We start from the raw sequence: 21,974 nt of genomic DNA, 5'->3' as shown, positions 1-21,974 counted from the left end.
CAGCATATTCTCAATCGCCTGCGATGAATTTCGGCGGCTCTGTGCCGTTCTCGGCGTCGAGCATCCGGATCTCGCGCTGCGGGAAGGGGATCGAGATATCGTTTTCCTTGAACGCATCCCACAGCGCGAGAAAGACCTGTCCGCGCACATTGGTCAGCCCTCCCTGCGCGTCCGAGATCCAGAAGCGCAGGACGTAATCGACTGAACTGTCACCGAATCCGGTGATCCAGCAGACCGGCGTGCGCTGCGCCAGTACGCGTTTGACCGACATGGCGGCGTTGATCGCGACCTTGCTGACCTTGTGCGGATCGTCGTGATAGGCGGTGCCGAAATGCACGTCCAGCCGGACGAAATTATTCGTATGCGACCAGTTCACAACCTGGCTGGTGACAAGATCCTCGTTCGGGATCAGGAACTCCTTGCCGTCCCGTGTCACCACGCTGACATAGCGTGCGCCAAGCGCGTCTATCCAGCCGAACGTGTCTCCGAGGCTGATGACGTCTCCGGGCTTGACAGATTTGTCCAGCAGGATGATGACGCCGGAAACGAGGTTCGACACGACTTTCTGCAGGCCGAAACCAAGCCCGACGCCGACTGCGCCGGAAAACACCGCAAGCCCGGTCAGATCGACGCCGATGGCTTTCAGCCCGATGACGATGGCCAGCGTAAACAGCGAGATTTGCAGGATCTTGGCGGTCAGCACCCGCATCGTCGGAGACAGATCCGCCGTATCCGACAGGCGCCGGGTCAGCATGCTGGTCAGCAGCCTCGCGCCCGCCAGCAGCGCCGTCATCACCGCCAGCGCCTGAATCAGCGTCAGCGCCGACAGCCGGAATGAGCCGAGGCTGATCGCCAGGCTGTCCAGCAAATTCCCTGCGGCCGGGGTCAGCCCCAGCAGATACAGGACGGCCCAGATCCACGCCGCCCATTTCGCGATGCGCCGGATCAGCGGGTTGCCGATCAGCCGTGAAATGAAGGCAATGGCCAGCACTGCCGAGGCAATCGTCGCCGCCAGCCGGAGCACATAGCTTGACGAGGGCCAAGTGATTTCCTGCATGACCAGAACCACCGCCCAGATCATCGCCGAGAACAGGATCAGCCGCAGCCTCCTGTCGATCATCAGGCCGAAGCGCAGCCGCCATTTCGGCCAGCCTTCACGGGTGCGCAGCCAGTTTCTCAGCACCGGCGACAAGGCCCGCGAGAGGAAATGCGCAAGCAGCATCATCACCAGCACCGCGCCGATCTGATAGAGACGCTGCGGCAGGAACATGGTGCGCACGATCAGGTCGAGCTGCTGCCAGAAACCTCCGGCGGCGTCGAGGATGGCGTCTGGCGGTGTGAGGTTCTCCATAGCGCCGATTAGACAGACGGCGATGCGCGGCTGCAAGTATTCCTGAACCGGCGGGATGTAATTTTCGCTTGCCAGAATCCCGGCCCGCCGCTAGGCGTGCGCGAAGGAACTCGGGAGACGCTGGCGCAAGTCAGGGCCGAAGGAGCAACCGCCCCGGTAATCTCTCAGGCAAAGGGACCGATTCCGCCATAAACTCTGAAGAGCGGTCCACCCGGACCCGCCGAAGGATAACGATCTCAGGCGCCCTGTATCGGGCAGGGACAGAGGGGGTGACCAACCGCGCCACAGATGCGCAAGGAGGATACCTTTGGCTGAACTGAAGCGCACGCCGCTGCATGATCTGCATGAATCTCTGGGCGCCAGAATGGTGCCGTTCGCGGGATGGGAGATGCCCGTCCAGTATAAGATGGGCGTAATGGGCGAACATCTGCATACGCGGGAAAAGGCCGGGCTGTTCGATGTCAGCCATATGGGTCAGGTGATCCTGCGCACGCCCTCGGGCAAGGCGGTGGATGTGGCGCATGTGCTGGAAAAAGCCGTGCCCGCGAATATTGTCGGGCTGGCCGAGGGGCGGCAGCGCTATGGCATCTTTACCAATGATCAGGGCGGTATTCTGGATGATCTGATGATCGCGAATCGCGGGGATCATCTGTTTCTGGTCGTGAACGCTGCCTGTGCCGATCAGGATATGGCCCTGCTGCAAACGCTGGACGGTATCAGTGCCGAGCCCGTGACCGACCGCGCCTTGCTGGCGTTGCAGGGGCCCGAGGCCGTGCGCGTGCTGTCGGCGCTGATCCCGGATGTTGCCGGGATGAAATTCATGGATGTGGCTGTCCTCGACTGGGACGGCGCGGAAATCTGGGTCTCGCGGTCGGGCTATACCGGCGAGGACGGGTATGAGGTTTCCGTGCCTGCGGCCCGGGCCGAAGATTTCGCCAAAGCGCTGCTGGCGGATGAGGCGGTTGCCCCGATCGGCCTTGGTGCGCGGGATTCGCTGCGGCTGGAGGCGGGGATGCCGCTTTACGGTCACGATATGGATGCAGGCGTGACGCCGGGTGCTGCGGCGCTTGGCTGGTCGATCCCGAAGATCCGGCGGCAGGGCGGCGAGCGTGAGGGCGGCTTCCCCGGCGCGGATGTCATCCTGCCCGAGCTGGCAGAAGGTGCCGCGAAGATCCGCACCGGGCTGCGCCCCGAAGGTCGTGCGCCGATCCGCGAGGGGGTCTCGATCTATGATGCCGCCGAGGACGGGGCCGAAATCGGTCAGGTCTGCTCTGGCGGGTTTGGCCCCTCGGTCGGCGGGCCCGTTGCGATGGCGATCCTGCCTGCAGGTCTGTCTTCTGGCGATACGGTTTATGCCGAGTTGCGCGGCAAGCGTGTGCCTGCGATTATTGCCGATCTGCCCTTCATCAAACCAGATTACAAACGCTGAGGAGCGTCCCTATGCTGAAATATACCGAAGATCACGAATGGCTGAAGCAGGACGGTGAGGAAATCACCGTCGGCATCACGGCACATGCCAGTGAACAACTGGGCGATGTCGTCTTCGTCGAACTGCCCGAAATCGGCCGCGAGGTCGAGAAGGGCGAAGAAATCGTCGTGATCGAATCCGTGAAGGCGGCATCCGATATCACCGCGCCGATTGCCGGTGAAATCGTGGCGGTGAACGAGGATCTGGCGGATAATCCGGGCAGTGTGAACGACGACCCGATGGCCGCATGGTTCTTCCGCATCAAGCCCGCCGCAGGCGAGGCCATTGACGGATTCATGGATGAAGCGGCTTACAAAGAACTGATCGGCTGATGCCGGAGCGGGGGCTGTCTGCCCCCGCACCCCCGAGGATATTTCGGCCAGGATGAAGAGATTTGTCCGGGCGAGGATGGATAGATGACACGCTGGAATCCCACCGACTATAACCCCGATGATTTCGCCAATCGCCGCCATATCGGCCCGTCTCCGGCTGAGATGGACGAGATGCTTGCGGCCGTCGGGGTGGACAGCCTCGATACGCTGATCGAGCAGACCGTGCCGGGCTCGATCCGGCAGGATGAGGCGTTGGGGTGGGAGGCTTTGTCCGAAGCTGCCTTGCTTGAGAAAATGCGGGATGTGGCGGCGAAGAACGAGGTGATGACCAGCCTGATCGGGCAGGGTTATTACGGCACGGTGACTCCGCCTGCGATCCAGCGGAATATTCTGGAAAACCCGGCGTGGTATACGGCCTATACCCCCTATCAGCCCGAGATTGCGCAGGGGCGGCTTGAGGCGCTGCTGAATTATCAGACGATGGTCAGCGATCTGACCGGGCTGCCGGTGGCGAATGCGTCCTTGCTGGACGAGGCGACGGCGGCAGCCGAGGCGATGGCGATGGCGCAGCGTGTGGCGAAGTCGAAGGCGAAGGGGTTCTTCGTCAGCGAGAACCTGCATCCGCAGACGATTTCAGTGATCGAAACGCGTGCGCTGCCGCTTGGGATTGAAGTCATCAGGGGCAAGCCCGAGGATCTGGACCCGCAGGCCGTGTTCGGCGCGATCTTCCAGTATCCCGGCACGTTCGGTCATATCCGGGATCTGTCGGCGGAATGTGAGGCTTTGCACGACGCGAAAGCTGTGGCCATCGTGGCGACGGATCTGCTGGCGCTGTGCCTGCTTCGCGAGCCGGGCGCGATGGGGGCGGATATCTGCGTCGGGTCGAGCCAGCGGTTTGGGGTGCCGATGGGCTATGGCGGCCCGCACGCCGCTTTCATGTCCTGCCGGGATGAGTTCAAGCGGGCGATGCCGGGGCGGATCGTGGGTGTCTCCATCGATGCGAAGGGCAATCAGGCCTACCGGCTGGCGCTGCAGACCCGTGAGCAGCATATCAGGCGTGAGAAGGCCACGTCGAATGTCTGCACGGCGCAGGCTTTGCTGGCTGTGATGGCGTCGTTCTATGCTGTGTTCCACGGGCCGGTGGGGCTGCGGGCGATTGCGCAGCGCGTGCATCTGAATGCGGTGACGATTGCCGATGCGCTGCGGGCTGCCGGGGCGGAGGTTCAGCCGGAGGCCTTCTTCGACACGATCACCGTTCGGGTGGGTGTGGGCCAGCTTGGCATTCTGGCGGCGGCGCGTAATCACGGGATCAATCTGCGCAGAATCGGGCGGGATCGGGTCGGGATCTCGGTGGATGAGACCACCGATGCCAGCGTCATCGCGCGGCTGCTGGATGCGTTCGGGATCACCGATCCCGCCACGCCTGCCACAGCGCCTGCGATCCCTGAGGATCTGCTGCGGGAAAGCGATTACCTGACCCATCCGGTGTTCCATATGAACCGGGCCGAGTCCGAGATGATGCGTTATATGCGGCGGCTCTCGGACCGGGATCTGGCCTTGGATCGGGCGATGATCCCGCTTGGCTCCTGCACGATGAAGCTGAACGCCGCAGCCGAGATGATGCCGATCACATGGCCGGAATTCGGGGCCTTGCATCCGTTTGCGCCGGCGGATCAGGCGGCGGGCTATGCCGAGATGCTGGAGGATCTGACGCAGAAACTGTGCACGATCACCGGCTATGACGCGTTTTCCATGCAGCCGAACAGCGGTGCGCAGGGGGAATATGCGGGGCTTTTGACAATTCAGGCCTATCACCGCGCGAATGGCGACGATCAGCGGGATGTGTGTCTGGTGCCGTCCAGTGCGCATGGGACCAACCCGGCAAGTGCGCAGATGTGCGGTATGAAGGTTGTCGTGGTGAAGTCCGCGCCGAATGGTGACATTGATCTGGAGGATTTCAGCGACAAGGCGAAGGCTGCGGGCGACCGGCTGGCGGCGGTGATGATTACCTATCCTTCGACGCATGGCGTGTTTGAAGACACCGTGCGCGAGGTCTGCAAGATCACGCATGATCATGGCGGGCAGGTCTATATTGACGGGGCGAATATGAACGCTCTGGTCGGGTTGGTGAAACCGGGTGAGATCGGCGGCGATGTCAGCCATTTGAACCTGCACAAGACCTTCGCCATCCCGCATGGCGGTGGCGGGCCGGGTATGGGGCCGATCGGGGTGAAGGCGCATCTGGCCCCGCATCTGCCCGGCGATCCCCAGACCGGGGAAGGGGCGGTATCGGCGGCACCCTTCGGCAGCGCCTCGATCCTGCTGATCTCCTGGGCCTATATTTTGATGATGGGCGGCGCGGGGCTGACGCAGGCGACGCGCGTGGCGATTCTGAATGCGAATTACATCGCTGCGCGGCTGGCCGGGGCCTATCCGATCCTGTTCATGGGTAATCGCGGACGCGTGGCGCATGAATGCATCATCGACACACGGCCCTTTGCCGAACATGGCGTGACCGTGGACGATATCGCCAAACGGCTGATCGATAACGGTTTCCACGCGCCGACGATGAGCTGGCCGGTCTCTGGCACGCTGATGGTCGAGCCGACGGAATCCGAAACCAAGGCGGAAATCGACCGCTTCATCTCTGCCATGCTGTCGATCCGTGAGGAAATTCAGGCCGTCGCGAATGGCGATATTGCGGTCGAAGCCAGCCCGTTGCGCCATGCCCCGCACACGGTTGAGGATCTGGTTGCCGAATGGGACCGAGCCTATAGCCGTGAACAGGGCTGTTTCCCTGCAGGCGCGTTCCGGGTGGACAAATACTGGCCGCCGGTCGGGCGGGTGGATAATGCGCATGGCGACCGGAACCTGATCTGCACCTGTCCGCCTCTGGAGGATTACGCCGAGGCGGCGGAATAAGGCAGGGTCACGCAATTCACGAAAAATCCGGCCCGGTCGCGGTTTGTTGCGACCGGGCCTTTTCTGTTTGGATTCCGTTTGAGGCAGCTCTGCCATAAGATGATGAACCTGCCGGATGAGTCCGGTGGCGATTCTATCTGCCCATCGGAGTACTCGATGAAATTTCGGAAATCCTTTCTCGTTCTGCTGATCGTTGCGCTTGGGGCGGCTGCATTCGGCTGGCGGGTTCTGTCCCAGCCGACGCCTTCTGCCCCGCCTGCTATCGCGCGGGCTGAAATCGGATCGGTTGCGCAGACGGTGCTGGCCTCGGGCATGCTGGAAGCGGCGGAACTGGTCAGTGTCGGCGCTCGTGTCTCCGGGCAGATTGAGACGCTGGCGGTTTCGCTGGGCCAGAAGGTCGAAGCGGGGCAGTTGATCGCCCAGATCGATTCGCAGGATCAGCAGAATGATGTGCAGATGGCGGAAGCTGAACTGGCCAATCTGGACGCGCAGATTGCCGCGAAACAGGCGCAGCTTGACCGCGCCGGTTTGACCTATGAGCGGCAGAAGGGCCTGAACGCGCAAAGCTATGCCACCGCCGAAACGCTGGAGACCGCGCATTCCGAGGTGCGGATCTATGAGGCAGAGCTTGACGCGCTGAAAGCCCGGAAAGCGGCGGCAGAGGTCACGCTGTCCACCGCAAGGATCGCGCTTGACCGGACCCGGATTACCGCCCCGACTGACGGCACCGTGGTGGCTGTGGTGGTTGAGCAGGGTCAGACCGTTAACGCCAATAATGACGCGCCCACCATCGTCAAGCTGGCCGATCTGACGACGATGCTGGTCAAGGCCGAGATTTCGGAAGCGGATGTGATGCGGGTTCAGCCGGGGCAGAATGCCAGCTTCACCACGCTGGGTGCGACGGATCGGTCTTTCAAGGCAGTTCTGCGCGAAATCGAACCTGCGCCGACCGCAATCGAGGAAAGCGATACGATCGACAGTGAAACCGCCATTTATTATAATGGGATGCTGAAAGTCGATAATCCGCAGGGCACTCTGCGGATTGGCATGACTGCCCAGGTGACCATCGAACTGGCGCGGGCTGATAATGTCATCACCGTTCCATCTGCCGCGATCAGAAGAGATGGTCAGGGCAGATATGTGCTGCTTTATGAGCGCGCTGGCGAAACAACAACCCGGCGTGATGTGACCGTCGGGCTTGATAACAAGGTGAATGCCGAAATCGTCTCGGGCCTGTCCGAAGGTGAGATGGTCGTGACCGGCAATCGGCTTGCTGCGCAGCCCAATGGTGCCGAAGACCGCCGCGGCCGTCCGCCGATGAGGTTCTGATGATCGCGCAAAATGGCAAGGAACCGCTGATTTCCCTGCGTGGAATCGGTCGCAGTTTCAGGGCCGGCGATGAGACGGTCACGGTTCTTCAGGATGTGGATCTTGATATCCATGCGGGTGAACTGGTTGCGATCATCGGGGCTTCTGGCTCGGGCAAATCGACGCTCATGAATATTCTCGGCTGTCTGGACCGGCCAAGCAGCGGCAGCTATCTGTTCGACGGACGAAATGTCGGTACGCTGACCCCGGATGAGCAGGCCAGGCTGCGCCGGTCTCATTTTGGCTTCATTTTTCAGCGTTATCAGCTTCTTGGCGATCTGGATGCGGTCGGAAATGTCGAGGTCCCGGCCATCTATGCCGGTGAGGCCCGTCGGACCCGCAAGGAACGGGCGCAGGCATTGCTGGCGCAGCTTGGCCTGTCGGGGCGGGTGGATCACCGGCCGAATGAGCTTTCCGGGGGGCAGCAGCAGCGTGTTTCTGTCGCGCGGGCGCTGATGAATGGCGGCGAGGTTATCCTTGCCGATGAGCCGACCGGGGCGCTCGACAGCAAAAGCAGCGCCGAGCTGATGGAGCTTTTGCTGGACCTGAACCGTCAGGGGCATACTATTATCATCGTCACACATGATCCCGATGTCGCGGCGCGTGCTGACCGGGTGATCGAAATCAGCGACGGGCGGATTATCTCCGATAGCGGGACGGGCAAGACTTTGGCTGAACTGCCCGCGCATGCAGCGCCCTCTGCCGGTAACTGGCCCTGTCTGGGCGTCAGCCAGTTGACAGAGGCGCTGCGAACCGCGCTGTTGGCGATGAAGTCGCACAGGATGCGCAGTTTCCTGACCATGCTGGGGATCATCATCGGTATTGCTTCGGTGGTACTTGTGGTTGCGATTGGTTCGGGTGCGCGGGAGAAGGTGCTTGAGGATATCAGCTCGCTTGGCACGAATACGATAACCGTGCGGGCAGGTGCTGGCTTCGGCGCACGGGGATCGGGGCGGATCAGGACTCTGGTGCCCTCTGATGCGCAGGCGCTTGCGCAACAGGATTATGCCGCCGGTGTCTCTCCTGCGGTGAATGACAACGCGACGGTGCGGTTCGGCGCGATTGAGGCGAGCTCCTCGATCAACGGGGTGAATAACGATTATTTCACGTTGCATTCTTATCAGACCGTCGCGGGCAGCCTGTTCGATGCAGACGATATTTCCGAGCTGTCGCAATCCGCGGTGATCGACGAAGAAACGCGCGATACGTTTTTTCCCGGCGGTGAGGACCCCGTCGGGCAGGTTCTGCATATCGGTCATGTCCCGGTGCGTGTGATCGGCGTCGTCAGATCCAGCGGTGCCAGTTTCGGGCCGGATTCGCTGAATGTCTGGCTGCCCTATACGACGGTGATGTCGCGTGTTTCGGGGCAGAAACATCTCAGCAGCATAACGGTGCAGGTTGCCGATGCTTATGGCATGGCGCAGGCGCAAGAGGAGATGTCACAACTGCTTCTGGCCCGGCATGGAACGCAGGATTTCTTTCTGCAGAACAGCGATACGATCCGGCAGATGGTGACCTCTACCACCGGCACGATGACTTTGCTGGTCGCGGCGATTGCGGTGATCTCGCTGATTGTCGGAGGAATCGGCGTGATGAATATCATGCTGGTATCGGTGACCGAGCGCACGAAAGAAATCGGCGTCCGCATGGCCGTTGGCGCAAGGCGGTCGGATATCACGGCCCAGTTTCTCATCGAATCGGTGCTGGTCTGTCTGGTCGGCGGGGTTCTGGGAATCCTGGTCGCGCTGGGCGCAGGCGGGCTGGCTGCGTCGCTTACGGAAAGCGTCAGGCTGAACTTCTCGATCCTGTCTATTGTCGTCGCGTTTCTGTCTTCGACGGTGATCGGCATTGCCTTTGGCTTCCTGCCTGCACGTTCGGCTGCCCAGCTTGATCCGGTCGTCGCGCTGAGCCGGGAATGACCCTGCTGGAATTGACGCGGCGACCGAAGTGGTCATGCAATCTGGTCCGCTGGTTGTCGAACGGAGGTAAGCTACGATCCCGGCATGGTACTGCGGCTCCGCCTGAATTTTGCACGGACCCGGCGCTGAGGGCATCGACTGCATTACTCCGCAGAAGATCATGACGCGATCTCTGACATGTATCCGGTTTCTCGTTCGGCAAGTGCCGCCAAGGCGTTCTGGGTCAAGATGTACCAACGCTCAGGCCCATGATATTCTCAAGCCCGGCCCGCACCCCTCCCTCAAGCACGAAGAAGATTTCACCGTTGTCGCGCCGCACCTCCATCGCTGTGCTGTAGACTGGAACTTCGGTTGTCGAGAGCAGTGTCTCACCGCTGTAGCTGTCCAAACGGAAGCGATACGTCCCATGTGCAAGCGGCTGGCTGTCGATAAGCGTGCCGTTCCACCGGATCAGCCCGCTCGCATCGCCAATATCGTCATTGGCCACCTGCTCTCCGAAACTGTCGATAACAACAATTCTGTGTCGGTCGGCCCCCGGATCCGGCGACAGTTCCATGATCAGGGGCTTGTCTGCAAACTGGACAGGTCCGGTGGTCCGTATCTGCTTGCCGACGAACCCAGCATAGCGCACCAGATCATCCCCGTCGCGAGCTGCCAGCTTTGTCAGCAAGGCGTTCGTCTGGACCTGCTGTTCGACCCCTGAAAATGTGGCAAGCTGAACCGCAAAGTCCGATCCTTCCATCGGGTTCAGAGGGTCCTGGTTCTTGATCTGCGCGGTCAGCATCTTCAGGAAGGTTTCAAAATCTCCGCCCGCGATGCGTTTTTGCGGCTCTGCTTTGGGGGGCGGATTGACGTGGCTGGACTGAGCTGCTGCAGTCGTCTGCATCTGTATTCCTTTTCTCTAAACCCGGAGGTCCAACCGTCCGGACGCGGCATTTCGCGATGCGAAAGTTTCACTGATGGTAATCTGAGCTTGTTCGAGAAGCGTTCTCTCTTCGTCCAGAGTATCAGCGCGGTGGAACCGACGATCACTTTCGTGACCTGTATCATGGAAGTTGAATGACGCACTTTCCTGTCCCAAAGACATCAGTTCGGATTGAAGTTGGTCAACGTTCCTACGAAGCAGAAGAAGTGTTTCTGACCGCTCTGCAGTGATAGTGATAGCAAGATTGCCATCGGCCTGCGTGATCGAGAATGTAACATGGCCCAACTCGTCAGGAGACAGAATCACGCTTGCATATCTGTCCGTTGCGGAGACTTGCATAATGGCTGAAGCGACCTGTTGGACTGGTGCGAGTACTTCCCCCTTATGGTGACTAGCTGCTGTATGTGAGATGAGCGCGGGGATCGGATAGGTCTTTTGCAGGTCGGCTTCGACCACCTCTGTTGACTGTTGTGAGACAATTTCCATGGGTTTCAGAGGAGGCTGATCCGGTTTTATTATTATTTTGTGCAGAGGCTGATGACTGGACATGGTCGTAGAAACCTCTTTCCGGTATCCACGAAAAGGTGGAGTGTGGAGAAAGATCTTCTCTTCGGCGCTGATTACGGGAATTTTAGTTATCGACTGTATGACATTATTCTTTGACGTTTGTGTTATTGGACCCAAATCTGAATCAGGAAAATGTTTTCCTGATTCAGAAACCGGGTGATCTACATCAGAGATGTTACCTGTCCTCGGAAAACAATTGGAAGATGTCTGCGTTGATCCTGATTCTGACCGACCGTAGTAACGACGGATAAATTTTGGTCCCGAAGCCTCAAGATCAGCTAACTCATAGTCCGACTTTACAGATGCAGCGACGGCCTGCTTTGCAGCCTTTCCCGCGTTGTCATTCTTAATAGGACTTAGATCGTGATTCGGTGTAAAGAAACCCTCTGCTTCTATGTTCAGAGGAGGAGGGCGCACCGAATGTGTTTCTGGCATTTCGATTCTGGACTGCGATGGTGGGCTATGTTCCTTTGATGCCGTGCTCGAGCCATCCTGGCGTTGTTGCTGAACCGAGTTTAAAAGCTCTGCTAGCTTATCGGTAGAATAGTCCTTTGAACGACCGGTCGTTTGCTCAGCATATACTGGCCCAAGTGGTGCTGTGGTATCTGAACTCGAGCAAAATTCAGGAAATCGTTTTGCCGTTTCTGGATCCGGGATAGACCAGAGCGCTGAATTACAATTTGCGTTGAAATAGGGTGTATTATTCGCCCTCAGAGATCTTTCTTTCATAAACGGAATGTTGCAAGGTAGATTTTTTTCGCCTAGGTCATGTTGACAAATGGCGGAGCCAGAGGCGGATTGACGTGATGTCGATGAAACCGAGGTAGCTTTCTGCGGTCTTGTCATAGCGGGTGGCGACGCGGCGGGCGTTCTTGAGCTTGTTGAAACACCGCTCGACCAGGTTGCGCAGCCGATAGAGGGAACGGTCGACGCCGATACGCCTTTTCCGCGACTTGCGCATCGGAATGACCGGCAGCACATTTCGTGCCTCCATGGTCCTGCGGATGCTGTCGGCGTCGTAGCCGCGATCCGCCAGCAGCACACTCGGCTCGGGCAAGTTGTCAGCCATGACCAGATCGAAGCCGGTATAGTCCGAGGTCTGTCCCGGCGTGATATCCGTCCTCATGGGCAAGCCACGCGCATTGACGCGGAGATGGATCTTGGTCGTGAAACCACCCCTTGAACGGCCGAAACCCTGTCTCGGAGTCCCCCTTTAGCGCCCGCTGCCTGATGGTGAGCGCGAACCACGGTGCTGTCGATCATCTGGAGCGCGTCCGGGACGGCGCCGCTTTCGTTCAACGCCTCCATGATCTCCTCCCATAGCCCCGCCAGGGTCCAACGTCGGAACTGGCGGTAGACACTGGACCATTTCCCAAACTCCTCAGGCAGGTCACGCCATGGCGCCCCCGTTCGAGCGATCCAGAAAATGCCATCCAGGACGAGGCGGTGGTTGGACGGCCTGCGTCCGTTCGGAGCGCGGACCGTCAGGATGAAGCGCTCGAAGAACGTCCATTCTTCGTCCGACATGAGGTCTCGTGCCAAGCTGTTCTCCATCGCAGATACCAGCTTGAATCATGCCACGCGCCTCGTGTGAATCCCTTTTGTCAACACAGCCTAGGCTCAGCCCATGAAGTATAATCAGGTTCCCCCACCTCATTTCACCGCGCCCTCTGGGCAAGCTGTCATTCGGTACGCTGAGCATGATGGGCGCGCTTTATTTGGTGAGGGAGAAACATCCTTCGAGACCAAATGGTCCAGTTCAAGCGGCACCGACATTATTGCCTATAATGATCCAGCCAGCACGCGTGGCATTGCCATTGCTGAAATCGCCAAGAACCCAACCGACATCACGCCTGACGACATTACGCCGCTGGATTTCACGTCCCGCACGCGCAGGCCCAAAGAGGGGCAAGTCCTCGTCATCGAAAATACCAACGGTCGGTTCCTCGCCGTTCAGGTGATCGACGTGATGGCGACCAGCCACGGCGACCCTGAGGATCGGCTGACGCTCCAGTATCAGGTCGTCCCGACCGAACGAGAGGCACGGATGAAGCAAGAGGCTATCGACAGCACCAACCGCGTCCAGCTCCTCGCTCCGATCATAAATCGGTTCGATCACAACGGGGATTTGCCGCAAATCACCTTGCCCCTCAGCGTGGGCGATCGCGTATTCCTTCTTGGTTCCAACGGGACCGGTAAGTCGTCGTTTCTCCAGTCACTGATGAAATCGCGAGGCGCGGGAACCAGCGTGATCCGTGTCGCCGCGCACCGACAGATGTGGACGCAGAGCGGTGCGATGACGATGACAGCTGCTAGTCGCCAACAGCACGAGCAGCACGTGTCTCACTGGGAGCGACAAGAGCAGGCCCGCTTCTCAGATCAAACGCACATTGACCGTGTTCAAGCACTTCTCTTCGATCTTGTGAACGAGCAGGTTCGGCTGGACCAAGCGCTTGCAAAGTTCAGTCGGGATGACCCGAGCGGCGCGCAGTTTCGACTTGCCCGCGTCGAGGAAACGCCCGTCGACAAGCTCAACCGCCTGCTCGCATCAGCCCAACTCAAGATTACGGTAAAGATCGACGGATTCCGTGCCGTGCAAGCCCAACATGAGGGAGGTGAGCCATTCGATTTTGCGGAAGTCTCGGACGGCGAACGGGCCGCCATTTTCCTCGCCGCGACCGTGCTGATCGCACCGCCCGACTCCGTCCTCCTCCTCGACGAGCCCGAGCGGCACCTGAACCACGCCATTATCGCACCGCTCCTGCGCGACCTCTTCGCCGAACGGCCCGACTGCGCAATGGTCGTCTCAACTCATGCCATAGACCTCGCCGTTGAGCATCCCCAGGCGCGGATGCTCCTTATGCGCGACGTCCGGCGGGCCGGACCAACGCAGCAGGTGGTCGCGTGGGACTTTGACCTTCTCGACGCGGGCGAGGACGTCCCGGAGCTTGTCCGCCGCGACATCCTTGGCGCGCGCCGCCGCGTTCTCTTCGTAGAAGGCACCGATGCCAGCCTGGATGGCGGTCTTTATGCGACCCTCCTTCCCGGCGTCTCCGTCGTGCCCAAAGGATCGTCGCGCGACGTCATCGCGGCTACGAAGGGGATGCGTGGCGCTTCTGGCCTCCATCACATCGAGGTGTTCGGGCTGATCGACCACGACGGACGCGATGACGACACCCGTAACGAACACGTGAAAGATCGGGTATACGTCTTGGGCCTGAACGCCGTTGAAGCTCTATACTACCACCCCGATGTGATCAAAGCTGTGGCGCTGGCTCAGGCCGAACACCTCGATGGGTTCGACGCCGCGATAATGCAGGAGACCGCCATCGCTGGCGCGGTGCGCGAACTCGCTAAGCAGAAGGACCGTCTTTGCGCTCGCGCCGCCGAGATGCAGTTGAGCGAGCATCTTCAGCGGCAGGCTCCGACTTGGGAGGACGTTCAAGCTGGGGGGCCGCGGACAATTCTGCTCGACCTTGATGCCGTCCTAAAAGAGGAACTAGATCGCTTTGATGCAGCCGTTGCGCAGAACGACCTAGAAACACTTCTTCGCCGCTATAAAATGCGTGAATGCAACGCGCGTGGACAAGTGGCGCAGACGCTGCGGTTCCCGACCTACAAAGACTACGAAGGTGCCGTTCGGCAGCAGGTTCGCAAGAACCAAGTTTTGTGTGATAAGCTGCGGCGGTTTCTTGGTGATCTGCCTGACGCTCTGGAACACTAGGTGTGCCGTCTCGGGGAAGGCGCCAACCGGCCTGCCTGCGAGTACGCTGCATCAGGTTTCTACGCTGTCATCAGACCGGTTTCTGCCGGGTGTGCCGCGAGTCGGATAAACAACCGCCTTGCCCGTGTCGCCGCGGATGCAATGCCGCACCGCCGCATGTCCGCTTTCCGCCCATTCTGTGGAAAAACGCGTTGCCATCGGGGGCCTTTTGGACCGTTTCCTTCGGGTGCAAGCCTTTCTGGTGTCAGGCTTTTCGCGGATGCTGCGGTGCAGGAAAGATCTTGGCGAGTTTGCGGAGGTTCTGGGCGGTGGCGGCAAGGAGGAATTCGTCGTTCGCGCCGCAAGGTCCCCTTAGCCGCAGGCGCCCCAGCCCGAGGATGCGTTTCAGATGAGCAAACAGCATCTCGACCTTCTTGCGGAGCTTCATCGAGATTTCGTATTGGCGGGTCTTGGCGATGTCCCGGGCGATCTGGCGCGCATCTTCGTGTTCCTCGCGGGTGATTGATCTGGCATCGGCGTTCGGGCAGCACTTCTGTTTCGATGGGCAGGGCTGGCAGGTCAGTTTCAGTGCGCGGTATTTGGCGGTTCCCTTGCCAGTCGGGCCGCGGTTCGGGTCCGAATAGTTGCGGCGGAACTGTTTGAGCCTGTGACCTTCCGGGCAGATGTATTGATCGTTCTCTGCATCCCATTCGAAGTCTGCCCGGGTCCAGGTGCCGTCATTGCGCCCGGACTTGTCGAAGACAGGGATATGCGGGGCAATGCCCCTGTCGACCAGCCAGCCCAACATCGGTCCGGTGCCGTAGGCGGTATCCGCGATCAGGCGTTCAGGATGCAGGTCGAACTTGTCTTTCACCCTCTTCAGCATGGTTTTGGTTGATCCGACCTCGGCCTGCCGGATGGATCGTGTCGCCTCGACATCGACAATCACGCCATGATCCGTGTCGATCAGGTAATTGTCGGAATAGCTGAAGAATGCCGGACCTTTGCGCGCCGCCGTCCATTGGCTGGCCGGGTCGGAATGTGAGGTGAATTTCGGATGGACCTCGCTGGCGGCGCCAAATGCGGCCTTGTCCAACGTGTCAAGGTATTCGCGCACGGCGCGGGGCGCATCCGAGGGGTCTATCAGCGTTGCATCCCAATCTTCCTTCGCTGTCGAGTTCTGCTTATTGGCATCCGCCTCGATCAGGCTGGCATCCACCGCCAGCCGCTGCCCGCTGACCAGCCCCTCCTCGATGCAGCGCGTGACGGTCATCTCGAACAGATGCCTCAGCAACTCGCTGTCGCGGAACCGCCCGTGCCGGTTCTTCGAAAACGTCGAATGATCCGGAACCCGGTCGCTGAGATCCAGGCGGCAGAACCAGCGATAGGCCAGATTCAGATGCACCTCTTCGCAAAGGCGCCGCTCCGAACGAATGCCGAAGCAATAGCCAACCAGCAGCATCCGGATCAGCAACTCGGGATCGACAGACGGCCGGCCGGTGTGGCTGTAGAAATCCGAAAGATGCGCACGGATGCTGCTGAGATCGACAAACCGATCAATGGACCGAAGAAGATGCTCCTGAGGAACATGATCCTCCAGTGAGAACTCGTAAAACAGCGCCGGCTGCGCCTCCTGCCGCGGTCCCATCATCGCCAATCCTCCCACCCATTGCAGGAATTGAATCAGCCAGATGCCCTTCAATCAAGCACGAGTTTTTCAACAAAATAAGCCCGTCCTGTCGATCGCATCGAGATCGCGAAAGCGAGAACCACAGCGATCGTTGAGGTCTCCGCGCTGCTCGCCTTCGCTCCGCTCAACCTGTCCAGTTTCTGTGGACAGCATGCAGACCAGTTCAGGGATTCCATGCCGAGTGCGTTTGGAATACGAACTCAAGCGGACAGCCTCTATTTTTCCCTTGAATTTGTACCTGTCTGATCCGGACATCAGAAAAACCTTGCGCTTCGCTGACCTTCAGGGAGAGAGGTAATTACACGGCCATCTCTCGCGGCGACGAAAAAGTTTCGGTACTATCGCGCCAGCGCGAAATATCGGAAACCGTTGTCAGGGCCATTGAGCAGCAAACCGGCGTCACTCTGAAATGAAAGGGAAAGCCATGATCTACTATCCTGCCGTCATCTACCCGGTCGACGCGTACGGATTTTTCGGTGTTGTGGTCCCTGACTTGCTGATCAACGCAACAGGTGCGTCACAGGACGCGGCCCTGATTGACGCCACGGTGATCATGCAAGAGCTTCTGGCTGATATGGCCCGCGACCGCAATCCGTTCCCGGAGCCGACGCAATCGGATCAGGTTGATCTTGATGGCGGCGTTCTGGTCATCCTGACCGCACATCATGCAGTTGCCGCAGAGTAATTCCACAAACCGCCCCGAGTCTACCTGAGGTCGGTGGCTCAGCGTACGATACGAAACTTGACACGCGCAATGCTGATTGAAGCACTCGGGTTTCGCATTGGTCAAATTCCGGAACTTTCCACTAACATTGGTTCGTGTGCGCGACGAAATTCCGTAAACCGCCCCTCCTATCGAACGCGTCCCAATCGCGAAGGCGAGAACCGCTGCGATAGTTGATCTTTGAGGCAAAGCTTAGGTCGCTCTGAACAAGAGGAGCGCCAATGGACAGGATATCTGTCGCAAATGGACAAAATCCTGTCCAAAATGGCCAACTCGGGTGTCACCCGTCATATTTAATGATAAGTGGTGAGCCCGACAGGATTCGAACCTGTGACCCACTGATTAAAAGTCAGTTGCTCTACCAACTGAGCTACGGGCCCACATCACAGGGCGCTTTCCTAGTTTTGCGCGCCTGCGGGGTCAAGTGGAAAAACACGTGTCTGGCGAAAAGTTTTGGGGCGCACTATATGAGGCGGATGGAACACGCCCGTCAGCCCGGTCTGCCGTTCATGAAGATGCATGGACTCGGCAATGATTTTGTCGTCATCGATCTCCGCCACGGGCTGGAGGCGCCGGATGCTGCTGCGATCGCGGCTATTGCCGACCGGCATTTCGGGGTGGGATTCGATCAGCTTGCGACGATCGGCCATGATGACGACGCCGATGCACGGCTGGTTTTCTTCAACGCAGACGGCTCGCCCTCGGCGGCTTGCGGGAATGCCACGCGCTGTATCGCGCGGTTTCTGATGGACTCCACGGGCCACAAGGCGCTGCGGCTCAGGACTGATCATGCCGTGCTGGTTGCCGAGGATGCCGGGGATGGGCTGACCCGGGTGAATATGGGGCCGCCGGTTCTGGACTGGCGCAGGATCCCGCTGGCGGAAGAGGTCGATATCGATCATCTGCCCATCGAAGGGGATCCGGTTGCGACCGGAATGGGAAATCCTCATATGACCTTCTTCATGGATGACCCTGCCGATGCGGGCAATTTTGCTGCATTCGGTGCGCGGCACGAGGTTCATCCGCTTTATCCCGAGCGCACGAATGTCGAGATCTGCCAGCTGATTGCGCCCGATACGCTGCATGTCCGGGTCTGGGAAAGGGGTGTTGGCAAGACGCTTGCCTCGGGGTCATGCTCCTGCGCGGCAGCGGTGGCTGCGGCGCGGCGCGGGATTACCGGGCGGAAGGTGCAGGTCGAGCTTGCGGGCGGTACGCTATGGATTGACTGGCGCGAGGATGGCGTCTGGATGACCGGCCCAACTGCTCATGTCTTTGACGGGGTCTGGCGGGGATGAGCGCTCCGGTTTTCTCTACACATGGCTGCCGCCTGAATGCCTATGAATCCGAGGCGATGCGCGAAATGGCCGAGGCGGCCGGGCTGAAAGGCGCGGTCATTGTGAATACCTGCGCGGTGACAGCCGAGGCTGTGCGCAAGGCCCGGCAGGATATCCGCCGTCTCGCCCGCGACAATCCCGGTGCGCCGGTGATCGTCACCGGATGCGCTGCCCAGACCGAGCCCGAGACCTTCGCAGCCATGCCCGAAGTGACACGCGTTGTCGGCAATACCGAGAAGATGCAGCACGCGACCTGGGCCAGCCTCACCCCCGATCTGATCGGTCAGACCGAGCGGGTGATTGTGGACGATATCATGTCGGTCGAGGAAACCGCCGGTCACCTGATCGACGGATTCGGGCGGCACCGGGCCTATGTGCAGGTTCAGAATGGTTGCGATCACCGTTGTACCTTCTGCATTATTCCCTATGGCCGCGGCAATTCGCGTTCGGTTCCTGCCGGTGTCGTGGTCGATCAGATCAAGCGGTTGCGCGATCGCGGCTTCAATGAGGTCGTGCTGACCGGAGTCGACCTGACCTCATGGGGTGCCGATCTGCCGGGGACGCCTCGGCTTGGCGATCTGGTGATGCGGATCCTGAAACTGGTGCCGGATCTGCCTCGGTTGCGGATCTCAAGCATCGACAGCATCGAGGCTGACGATAATCTCATGCAGGCCATCGCGACCGAGCCTCGCCTGATGCCGCATCTGCATCTGTCGCTTCAGGCTGGCGACGATATGATCCTCAAACGGATGAAGCGCCGCCATCTGCGCGACGATGCGATCCGTTTCTGTGAGGATGCACGCCGCCTGCGCCCCGAGATCGTGTTCGGCGCTGATATTATCGCCGGTTTCCCGACCGAGACCGATGCGATGTTCGAAAGCTCGTTGAAGCTGGTTGAGGATTGCGGACTGACCTTCCTGCATGTCTTTCCTTATTCGGCGCGGCAGGGAACGCCTGCGGCGCGGATGCCTGCGGTCGATGGGCAGAAAATCAAGCACCGCGCGGCACGGCTGCGCGGGGCAGGAGATGTCGCGCTGCGCCGCCATCTGGACGCCCAGACAGGCCGTCGCCACCGCATCCTGACCGAGGGACCGCGCGTCGGTCGGACGGAGCAATTCACCGAGGTGAGCTTCGACCGGGATATGCCTGAAGGATGTCTGACCGAAATCACGGTGACCGGAAATGACGGCAAGAGGCTGACGGTTTCCTGATCCGCAAATGCATCTGGGCGAAGATGTGCTGAAGATTGCCTCGTTTTTCGCCTGACCTTGTGGCCCATCCGATGAGTTTTGCTTCCTGTGATCCCCGGCTGGTGTCGGAACCGCCACTGTGGCCTTGCACAAAAGCAAACCGCCGGAATCTTCTGCTCCCGGCGGTCGACGGCTCGATCAGAGTTGGCTTCAGTTCAGCTTGAAAGACCACATCAGGGTTTCGCCTGATGCGTCGTCGACACCGTCATTATCGGTGACGATCCAGACAGTGCCGTCTTCCGCGATGGCCATGCCCTCGACCTTGTCCTGAACATAGCCGTTCCATTTCTGCATGTCGGGGATAAGGTCGCGCACGGTTTCTTTTTCTACCAGCGGCAGATCGCCATCCAGAGCCGCAGGGGCCAGATCGGCCAGAGCAACGCGGGTCACGGCTTTCAGCGCGGCGCGGTCGCCGATCAGGTTGTCACGTTCGATCAGGTACAGATAGTCGCCGTTGATTGCCAGTTCGGACAAGCCGACCCAGCCTTCGCCGCTGTCCAGCGGATAGCGGACGCCGGTCCATTCGCCCGAGGCCGGATCAAGTTGCAGCAATTTGACCTGACCTGCGGGATCGTCTGCCCATTCGCGCTGAACCGCGACCCAGATCTTGCCGTCCTGAACGGCGATGCCTTCCAGACCGAAGCGGGCCTGACCTTCCAGCAAGGCTTCCGGCAGGGTAAATTCCTCGGTGATCGCACCATCCGCGCCGACATGCAGCACGGCGTGGGGGATCTCATTATCGGGGTGACCTTCCGAGGCCAGCCAGAAACCACCCTCGCCAACGGTGGCGATGCCTTCCAGATCCAGCTTTTCAGCCGGGGCACCATCGCGGGTCACAACCGTTTTTGCGGTGATTTTCGCCGGCATCGAGGATGCGTCGATGGTGAAGATGGAAGGTTGCGTTTCATAGGCACTGTCGCTGATTGCATAGAGCGTCGTCGGCTCGGACGGGTTCAGTGCCAGACCGGACAGAGCACCCCAGCCGATCAGCGGATCGGAACCGGCAGAGGTCAGAAGCGGATAGTCCGCCTCACCCTCGGCACGTTCGAAGATCATGACATGAGCGCGGGCCGCGCCGTCCTCGCCCAGATCGGTTTCGTTCGCCGTGGCGAACAGGTTGCGGGCCGGGATCGGAACCAGACCTTCCGGGCCGATGCCCGAGGGCAGCATCTGCAGAAGCTCGGGTGCTGCAGGATCGGTTGCGTCATAGACGGCGACGATGCTGCCGCGCTCGGATGCGACGAAGATCAGCCTCTGATCGCCATAGGTGCCGACCGTCACGGCCTCGGGCTCTCCGCCCTTGTTCTCGGAGCGGCCTTCCGGGTAATGGCCGATCTCGGCAAGGGCGCGGTCAAGGCTGTTGCCGCTGTCGAAGACAACGCTGCCATCCTTGTTGAAGATGGTGAAACCGCGCGATCCGCCGTTCCAGTCGCCCTCATTGGCGACGACAAAATGATCGTTATCCAGCCACTTCAGCGCGTCGGGTTCGCGCGGGATATCGGTCAGGCTGCCGGTGAAGTCCAGAGCACCCTCTTCGGCGATATCCACGCCGTCAATGCTGACCGCACCGGCGCTGAAATCGGACGCGATGGCACCATCGGCACCGATCACGACGATATGGTTGTTTTCCTGAAGCGTGACGGCGATCTCACCGGCTTCGTTGAAGTCGAGGAATTCCGGCTCCGGATCTTCGGGGGCGACATCGGCAAGCCCGGTCAACTCGATCCGCTCAAGTGCTGCGCAATCCACGCCCTCATCGTTGACGGGCAGGCGGACGACGAAACCGGCAGGCATCTGCGGCAGTGCTGCGTCGTTTACCTCTTCATCGCGCTCATTCTCGATGGCGACGGCGATCATGTCGCCTGCCGGGGAAATCGCGACGCTGTCAGGTTGGCCGCCCAGATCGCAGCTTGCGGTCACCTCATTGCTGCTCAGATCGACCGTGCGCAGGACGCCCGACGGCTCGGTGAAGGATTCCGAGGTGTTGACGCCGACAAATGCCTTGTCGCCACGTACGACCGTGGTGGTCGGCTCACCTTCCATATCGATGTTGCCAAGCGGTTTGGGCATCCGCGCATCGGTGATATCGATCATGCCGATCACACCGAGCGGGCTGTCAGAATAGATCAGCCGGTTGCCGTCCTCGGTCACTGCCATGATTTCGGCCGAGGTTTCGCGGGCCCGATCTTCGCCTTCAGCCATGTTATTGGCAGTGGCAAAGCTGGCGATGCGGTTGAAGGTCGGTTCGGCCAGAGCGGGAGTCGCGGCGATGATCGCCAGACCGGAGGCAAGCATATTGCGGAGCAGCATGGGAATACCTTGTGAGGTTGTTTTCACTACCCGGGATGCTTCGCGATGAATTGAAACAGATCTGTTTCAAAACCGTGACAGTTTGATGATAGGTTTTCTGCGAGGCTTTGT

At 59.9% G+C, this 21,974-nt stretch carries 15 protein-coding genes, 1 tRNA gene and 1 riboswitch; of the genes, 9 read left to right on the top strand and 7 right to left on the bottom strand.

Features of this window, described 5'->3' with window-relative positions:
• Positions 1-10: 10 nt before the first annotated feature.
• Complete coding sequence (locus tag PAE61_RS13880) at positions 11-1,387, bottom strand: mechanosensitive ion channel family protein (RefSeq protein ID WP_434803079.1); 1,377 nt, start codon at positions 1,385-1,387, stop codon at positions 11-13.
• Positions 1,388-1,452: 65 nt separating this feature from the next.
• Positions 1,453-1,541, top strand: a riboswitch (glycine riboswitch).
• Between the two features lie 117 nt (positions 1,542-1,658).
• On the opposite strand from PAE61_RS13880, the gene gcvT reads away from it, so the two are divergent.
• From gcvT to PAE61_RS13855, 5 genes are all read left to right on the top strand, one after another.
• Positions 1,659-2,780 carry a glycine cleavage system aminomethyltransferase GcvT gene (gene gcvT, locus PAE61_RS13875; protein WP_271112967.1) on the top strand — a complete coding sequence of 374 codons (1,122 nt, stop codon included), beginning with the start codon at positions 1,659-1,661 and terminating at the stop codon, positions 2,778-2,780.
• Positions 2,781-2,791: 11 nt separating this feature from the next.
• The gene (gcvH, locus tag PAE61_RS13870; RefSeq protein WP_271112966.1) at positions 2,792-3,151 is read left to right on the top strand and encodes a glycine cleavage system protein GcvH; all 360 of its coding nucleotides are present in this window, start codon (positions 2,792-2,794) and stop codon (positions 3,149-3,151) included.
• Between the two features lie 84 nt (positions 3,152-3,235).
• Positions 3,236-6,073, top strand: coding sequence for an aminomethyl-transferring glycine dehydrogenase (gene gcvP, locus PAE61_RS13865; protein WP_271112965.1), 2,838 nt, complete (start codon positions 3,236-3,238; stop codon positions 6,071-6,073).
• A gap of 156 nt (positions 6,074-6,229) precedes the next feature.
• Complete coding sequence (locus tag PAE61_RS13860; RefSeq protein WP_271112964.1) at positions 6,230-7,402, top strand: efflux RND transporter periplasmic adaptor subunit; 1,173 nt, start codon at positions 6,230-6,232, stop codon at positions 7,400-7,402.
• Positions 7,402-9,360, top strand: a complete 1,959-nt coding sequence (locus PAE61_RS13855; RefSeq protein WP_271112963.1) for a MacB family efflux pump subunit — start codon at positions 7,402-7,404, stop codon at positions 9,358-9,360. Before PAE61_RS13860 ends, PAE61_RS13855 begins: the two co-directional genes overlap by 1 nt.
• Before the next feature lie 223 nt (positions 9,361-9,583).
• On the opposite strand, the gene PAE61_RS13850 is transcribed toward PAE61_RS13855, so the two are convergent.
• The 3 genes from PAE61_RS13850 to PAE61_RS13840 all read right to left on the bottom strand — a co-directional run bounded on the left by PAE61_RS13850 (position 9,584) and on the right by PAE61_RS13840 (position 12,406).
• Complete coding sequence (locus tag PAE61_RS13850; RefSeq protein WP_271112962.1) at positions 9,584-10,246, bottom strand: flagellar hook capping FlgD N-terminal domain-containing protein; 663 nt, start codon at positions 10,244-10,246, stop codon at positions 9,584-9,586.
• Positions 10,247-10,261: 15 nt separating this feature from the next.
• Complete coding sequence (locus PAE61_RS13845) at positions 10,262-11,581, bottom strand: flagellar hook-length control protein FliK (protein WP_271112961.1); 1,320 nt, start codon at positions 11,579-11,581, stop codon at positions 10,262-10,264.
• 37 nt (positions 11,582-11,618) lie between these two features.
• Positions 11,619-12,406, bottom strand: a protein-coding gene (locus PAE61_RS13840) for an IS5 family transposase (RefSeq protein ID WP_271112960.1) whose coding sequence is annotated in 2 segments (ribosomal slippage) — positions 11,619-12,067 and positions 12,067-12,406 — 789 coding nt in all. Because the reading frame shifts where the segments join, the coding sequence is not laid out codon by codon here.
• Between the two features lie 73 nt (positions 12,407-12,479).
• On the opposite strand from PAE61_RS13840, the gene PAE61_RS13835 reads away from it, so the two are divergent.
• Entirely contained in the window at positions 12,480-14,576 is a 2,097-nt protein-coding gene (locus PAE61_RS13835; RefSeq protein WP_271112959.1) for an AAA family ATPase, read from the top strand.
• Between the two features lie 244 nt (positions 14,577-14,820).
• Here PAE61_RS13835 and PAE61_RS13830 read toward each other — a convergent pair whose 3' ends face one another.
• Entirely contained in the window at positions 14,821-16,206 is a 1,386-nt protein-coding gene (locus tag PAE61_RS13830) for an IS1182 family transposase (RefSeq protein ID WP_271112107.1), read from the bottom strand.
• Positions 16,207-16,669: 463 nt separating this feature from the next.
• Here PAE61_RS13830 and PAE61_RS13825 point away from each other — a divergent pair, with 463 nt between their 5' ends.
• On the top strand, positions 16,670-16,930 hold the full coding sequence (locus PAE61_RS13825) for a hypothetical protein (protein WP_271112958.1): 261 nt from the start codon (positions 16,670-16,672) through the stop codon (positions 16,928-16,930).
• A gap of 343 nt (positions 16,931-17,273) precedes the next feature.
• Here PAE61_RS13825 and PAE61_RS13820 read toward each other — a convergent pair.
• Positions 17,274-17,349 (bottom strand) — tRNA-Lys (locus PAE61_RS13820).
• An 87-nt stretch (positions 17,350-17,436) separates the two neighbouring features.
• Here PAE61_RS13820 and dapF point away from each other — a divergent pair.
• Positions 17,437-18,264, top strand: coding sequence for a diaminopimelate epimerase (dapF, locus tag PAE61_RS13815; protein ID WP_271112957.1), 828 nt, complete (start codon positions 17,437-17,439; stop codon positions 18,262-18,264).
• Complete coding sequence (mtaB, locus tag PAE61_RS13810) at positions 18,261-19,514, top strand: tRNA (N(6)-L-threonylcarbamoyladenosine(37)-C(2))-methylthiotransferase MtaB (RefSeq protein WP_271112956.1); 1,254 nt, start codon at positions 18,261-18,263, stop codon at positions 19,512-19,514. Before dapF ends, mtaB begins: the two co-directional genes overlap by 4 nt.
• Positions 19,515-19,703: 189 nt before the next feature.
• Here mtaB and PAE61_RS13805 read toward each other — a convergent pair whose 3' ends face one another.
• Positions 19,704-21,863 (bottom strand): esterase-like activity of phytase family protein, encoded by a 2,160-nt coding sequence (locus PAE61_RS13805; protein WP_271112955.1) that lies wholly within the window; start codon positions 21,861-21,863, stop codon positions 19,704-19,706.
• Positions 21,864-21,974 lie beyond the last annotated feature (111 nt).

Source organism: Paracoccus aerodenitrificans (genome assembly GCF_027913215.1).
In the GTDB taxonomy this organism is placed as follows: Bacteria; Pseudomonadota; Alphaproteobacteria; order Rhodobacterales; family Rhodobacteraceae; genus Paracoccus; species Paracoccus aerodenitrificans.
Note: the sequence above shows the minus strand (reverse complement) of the source record. Positions and strands in the feature narration are given on the sequence as shown.

Excerpts from the sequence above, each read along its gene's own strand:
- gcvH (WP_271112966.1), top strand. The coding sequence starts at position 2,792 with ATGCTGAAATATACCGAAGATCACGAATGGCTGAAGCAGGACGGTGAG.
- PAE61_RS13835 (WP_271112959.1), top strand. The coding sequence starts at position 12,480 with ATGAAGTATAATCAGGTTCCCCCACCTCATTTCACCGCGCCCTCTGGG.
- PAE61_RS13855 (WP_271112963.1), top strand. The coding sequence starts at position 7,402 with ATGATCGCGCAAAATGGCAAGGAACCGCTGATTTCCCTGCGTGGAATC.
- PAE61_RS13805 (WP_271112955.1), bottom strand. The coding sequence starts at position 21,863 with ATGCTGCTCCGCAATATGCTTGCCTCCGGTCTGGCGATCATCGCCGCG.
- PAE61_RS13850 (WP_271112962.1), bottom strand. The coding sequence starts at position 10,246 with ATGCAGACGACTGCAGCAGCTCAGTCCAGCCACGTCAATCCGCCCCCC.
- mtaB (WP_271112956.1), top strand. The coding sequence starts at position 18,261 with ATGAGCGCTCCGGTTTTCTCTACACATGGCTGCCGCCTGAATGCCTAT.
- dapF (WP_271112957.1), top strand. The coding sequence starts at position 17,437 with ATGAGGCGGATGGAACACGCCCGTCAGCCCGGTCTGCCGTTCATGAAG.
- PAE61_RS13845 (WP_271112961.1), bottom strand. The coding sequence starts at position 11,581 with ATGAAAGAAAGATCTCTGAGGGCGAATAATACACCCTATTTCAACGCA.
- PAE61_RS13825 (WP_271112958.1), top strand. The coding sequence starts at position 16,670 with ATGATCTACTATCCTGCCGTCATCTACCCGGTCGACGCGTACGGATTT.
- gcvP (WP_271112965.1), top strand. The coding sequence starts at position 3,236 with ATGACACGCTGGAATCCCACCGACTATAACCCCGATGATTTCGCCAAT.
- PAE61_RS13830 (WP_271112107.1), bottom strand. The coding sequence starts at position 16,206 with ATGATGGGACCGCGGCAGGAGGCGCAGCCGGCGCTGTTTTACGAGTTC.
- PAE61_RS13860 (WP_271112964.1), top strand. The coding sequence starts at position 6,230 with ATGAAATTTCGGAAATCCTTTCTCGTTCTGCTGATCGTTGCGCTTGGG.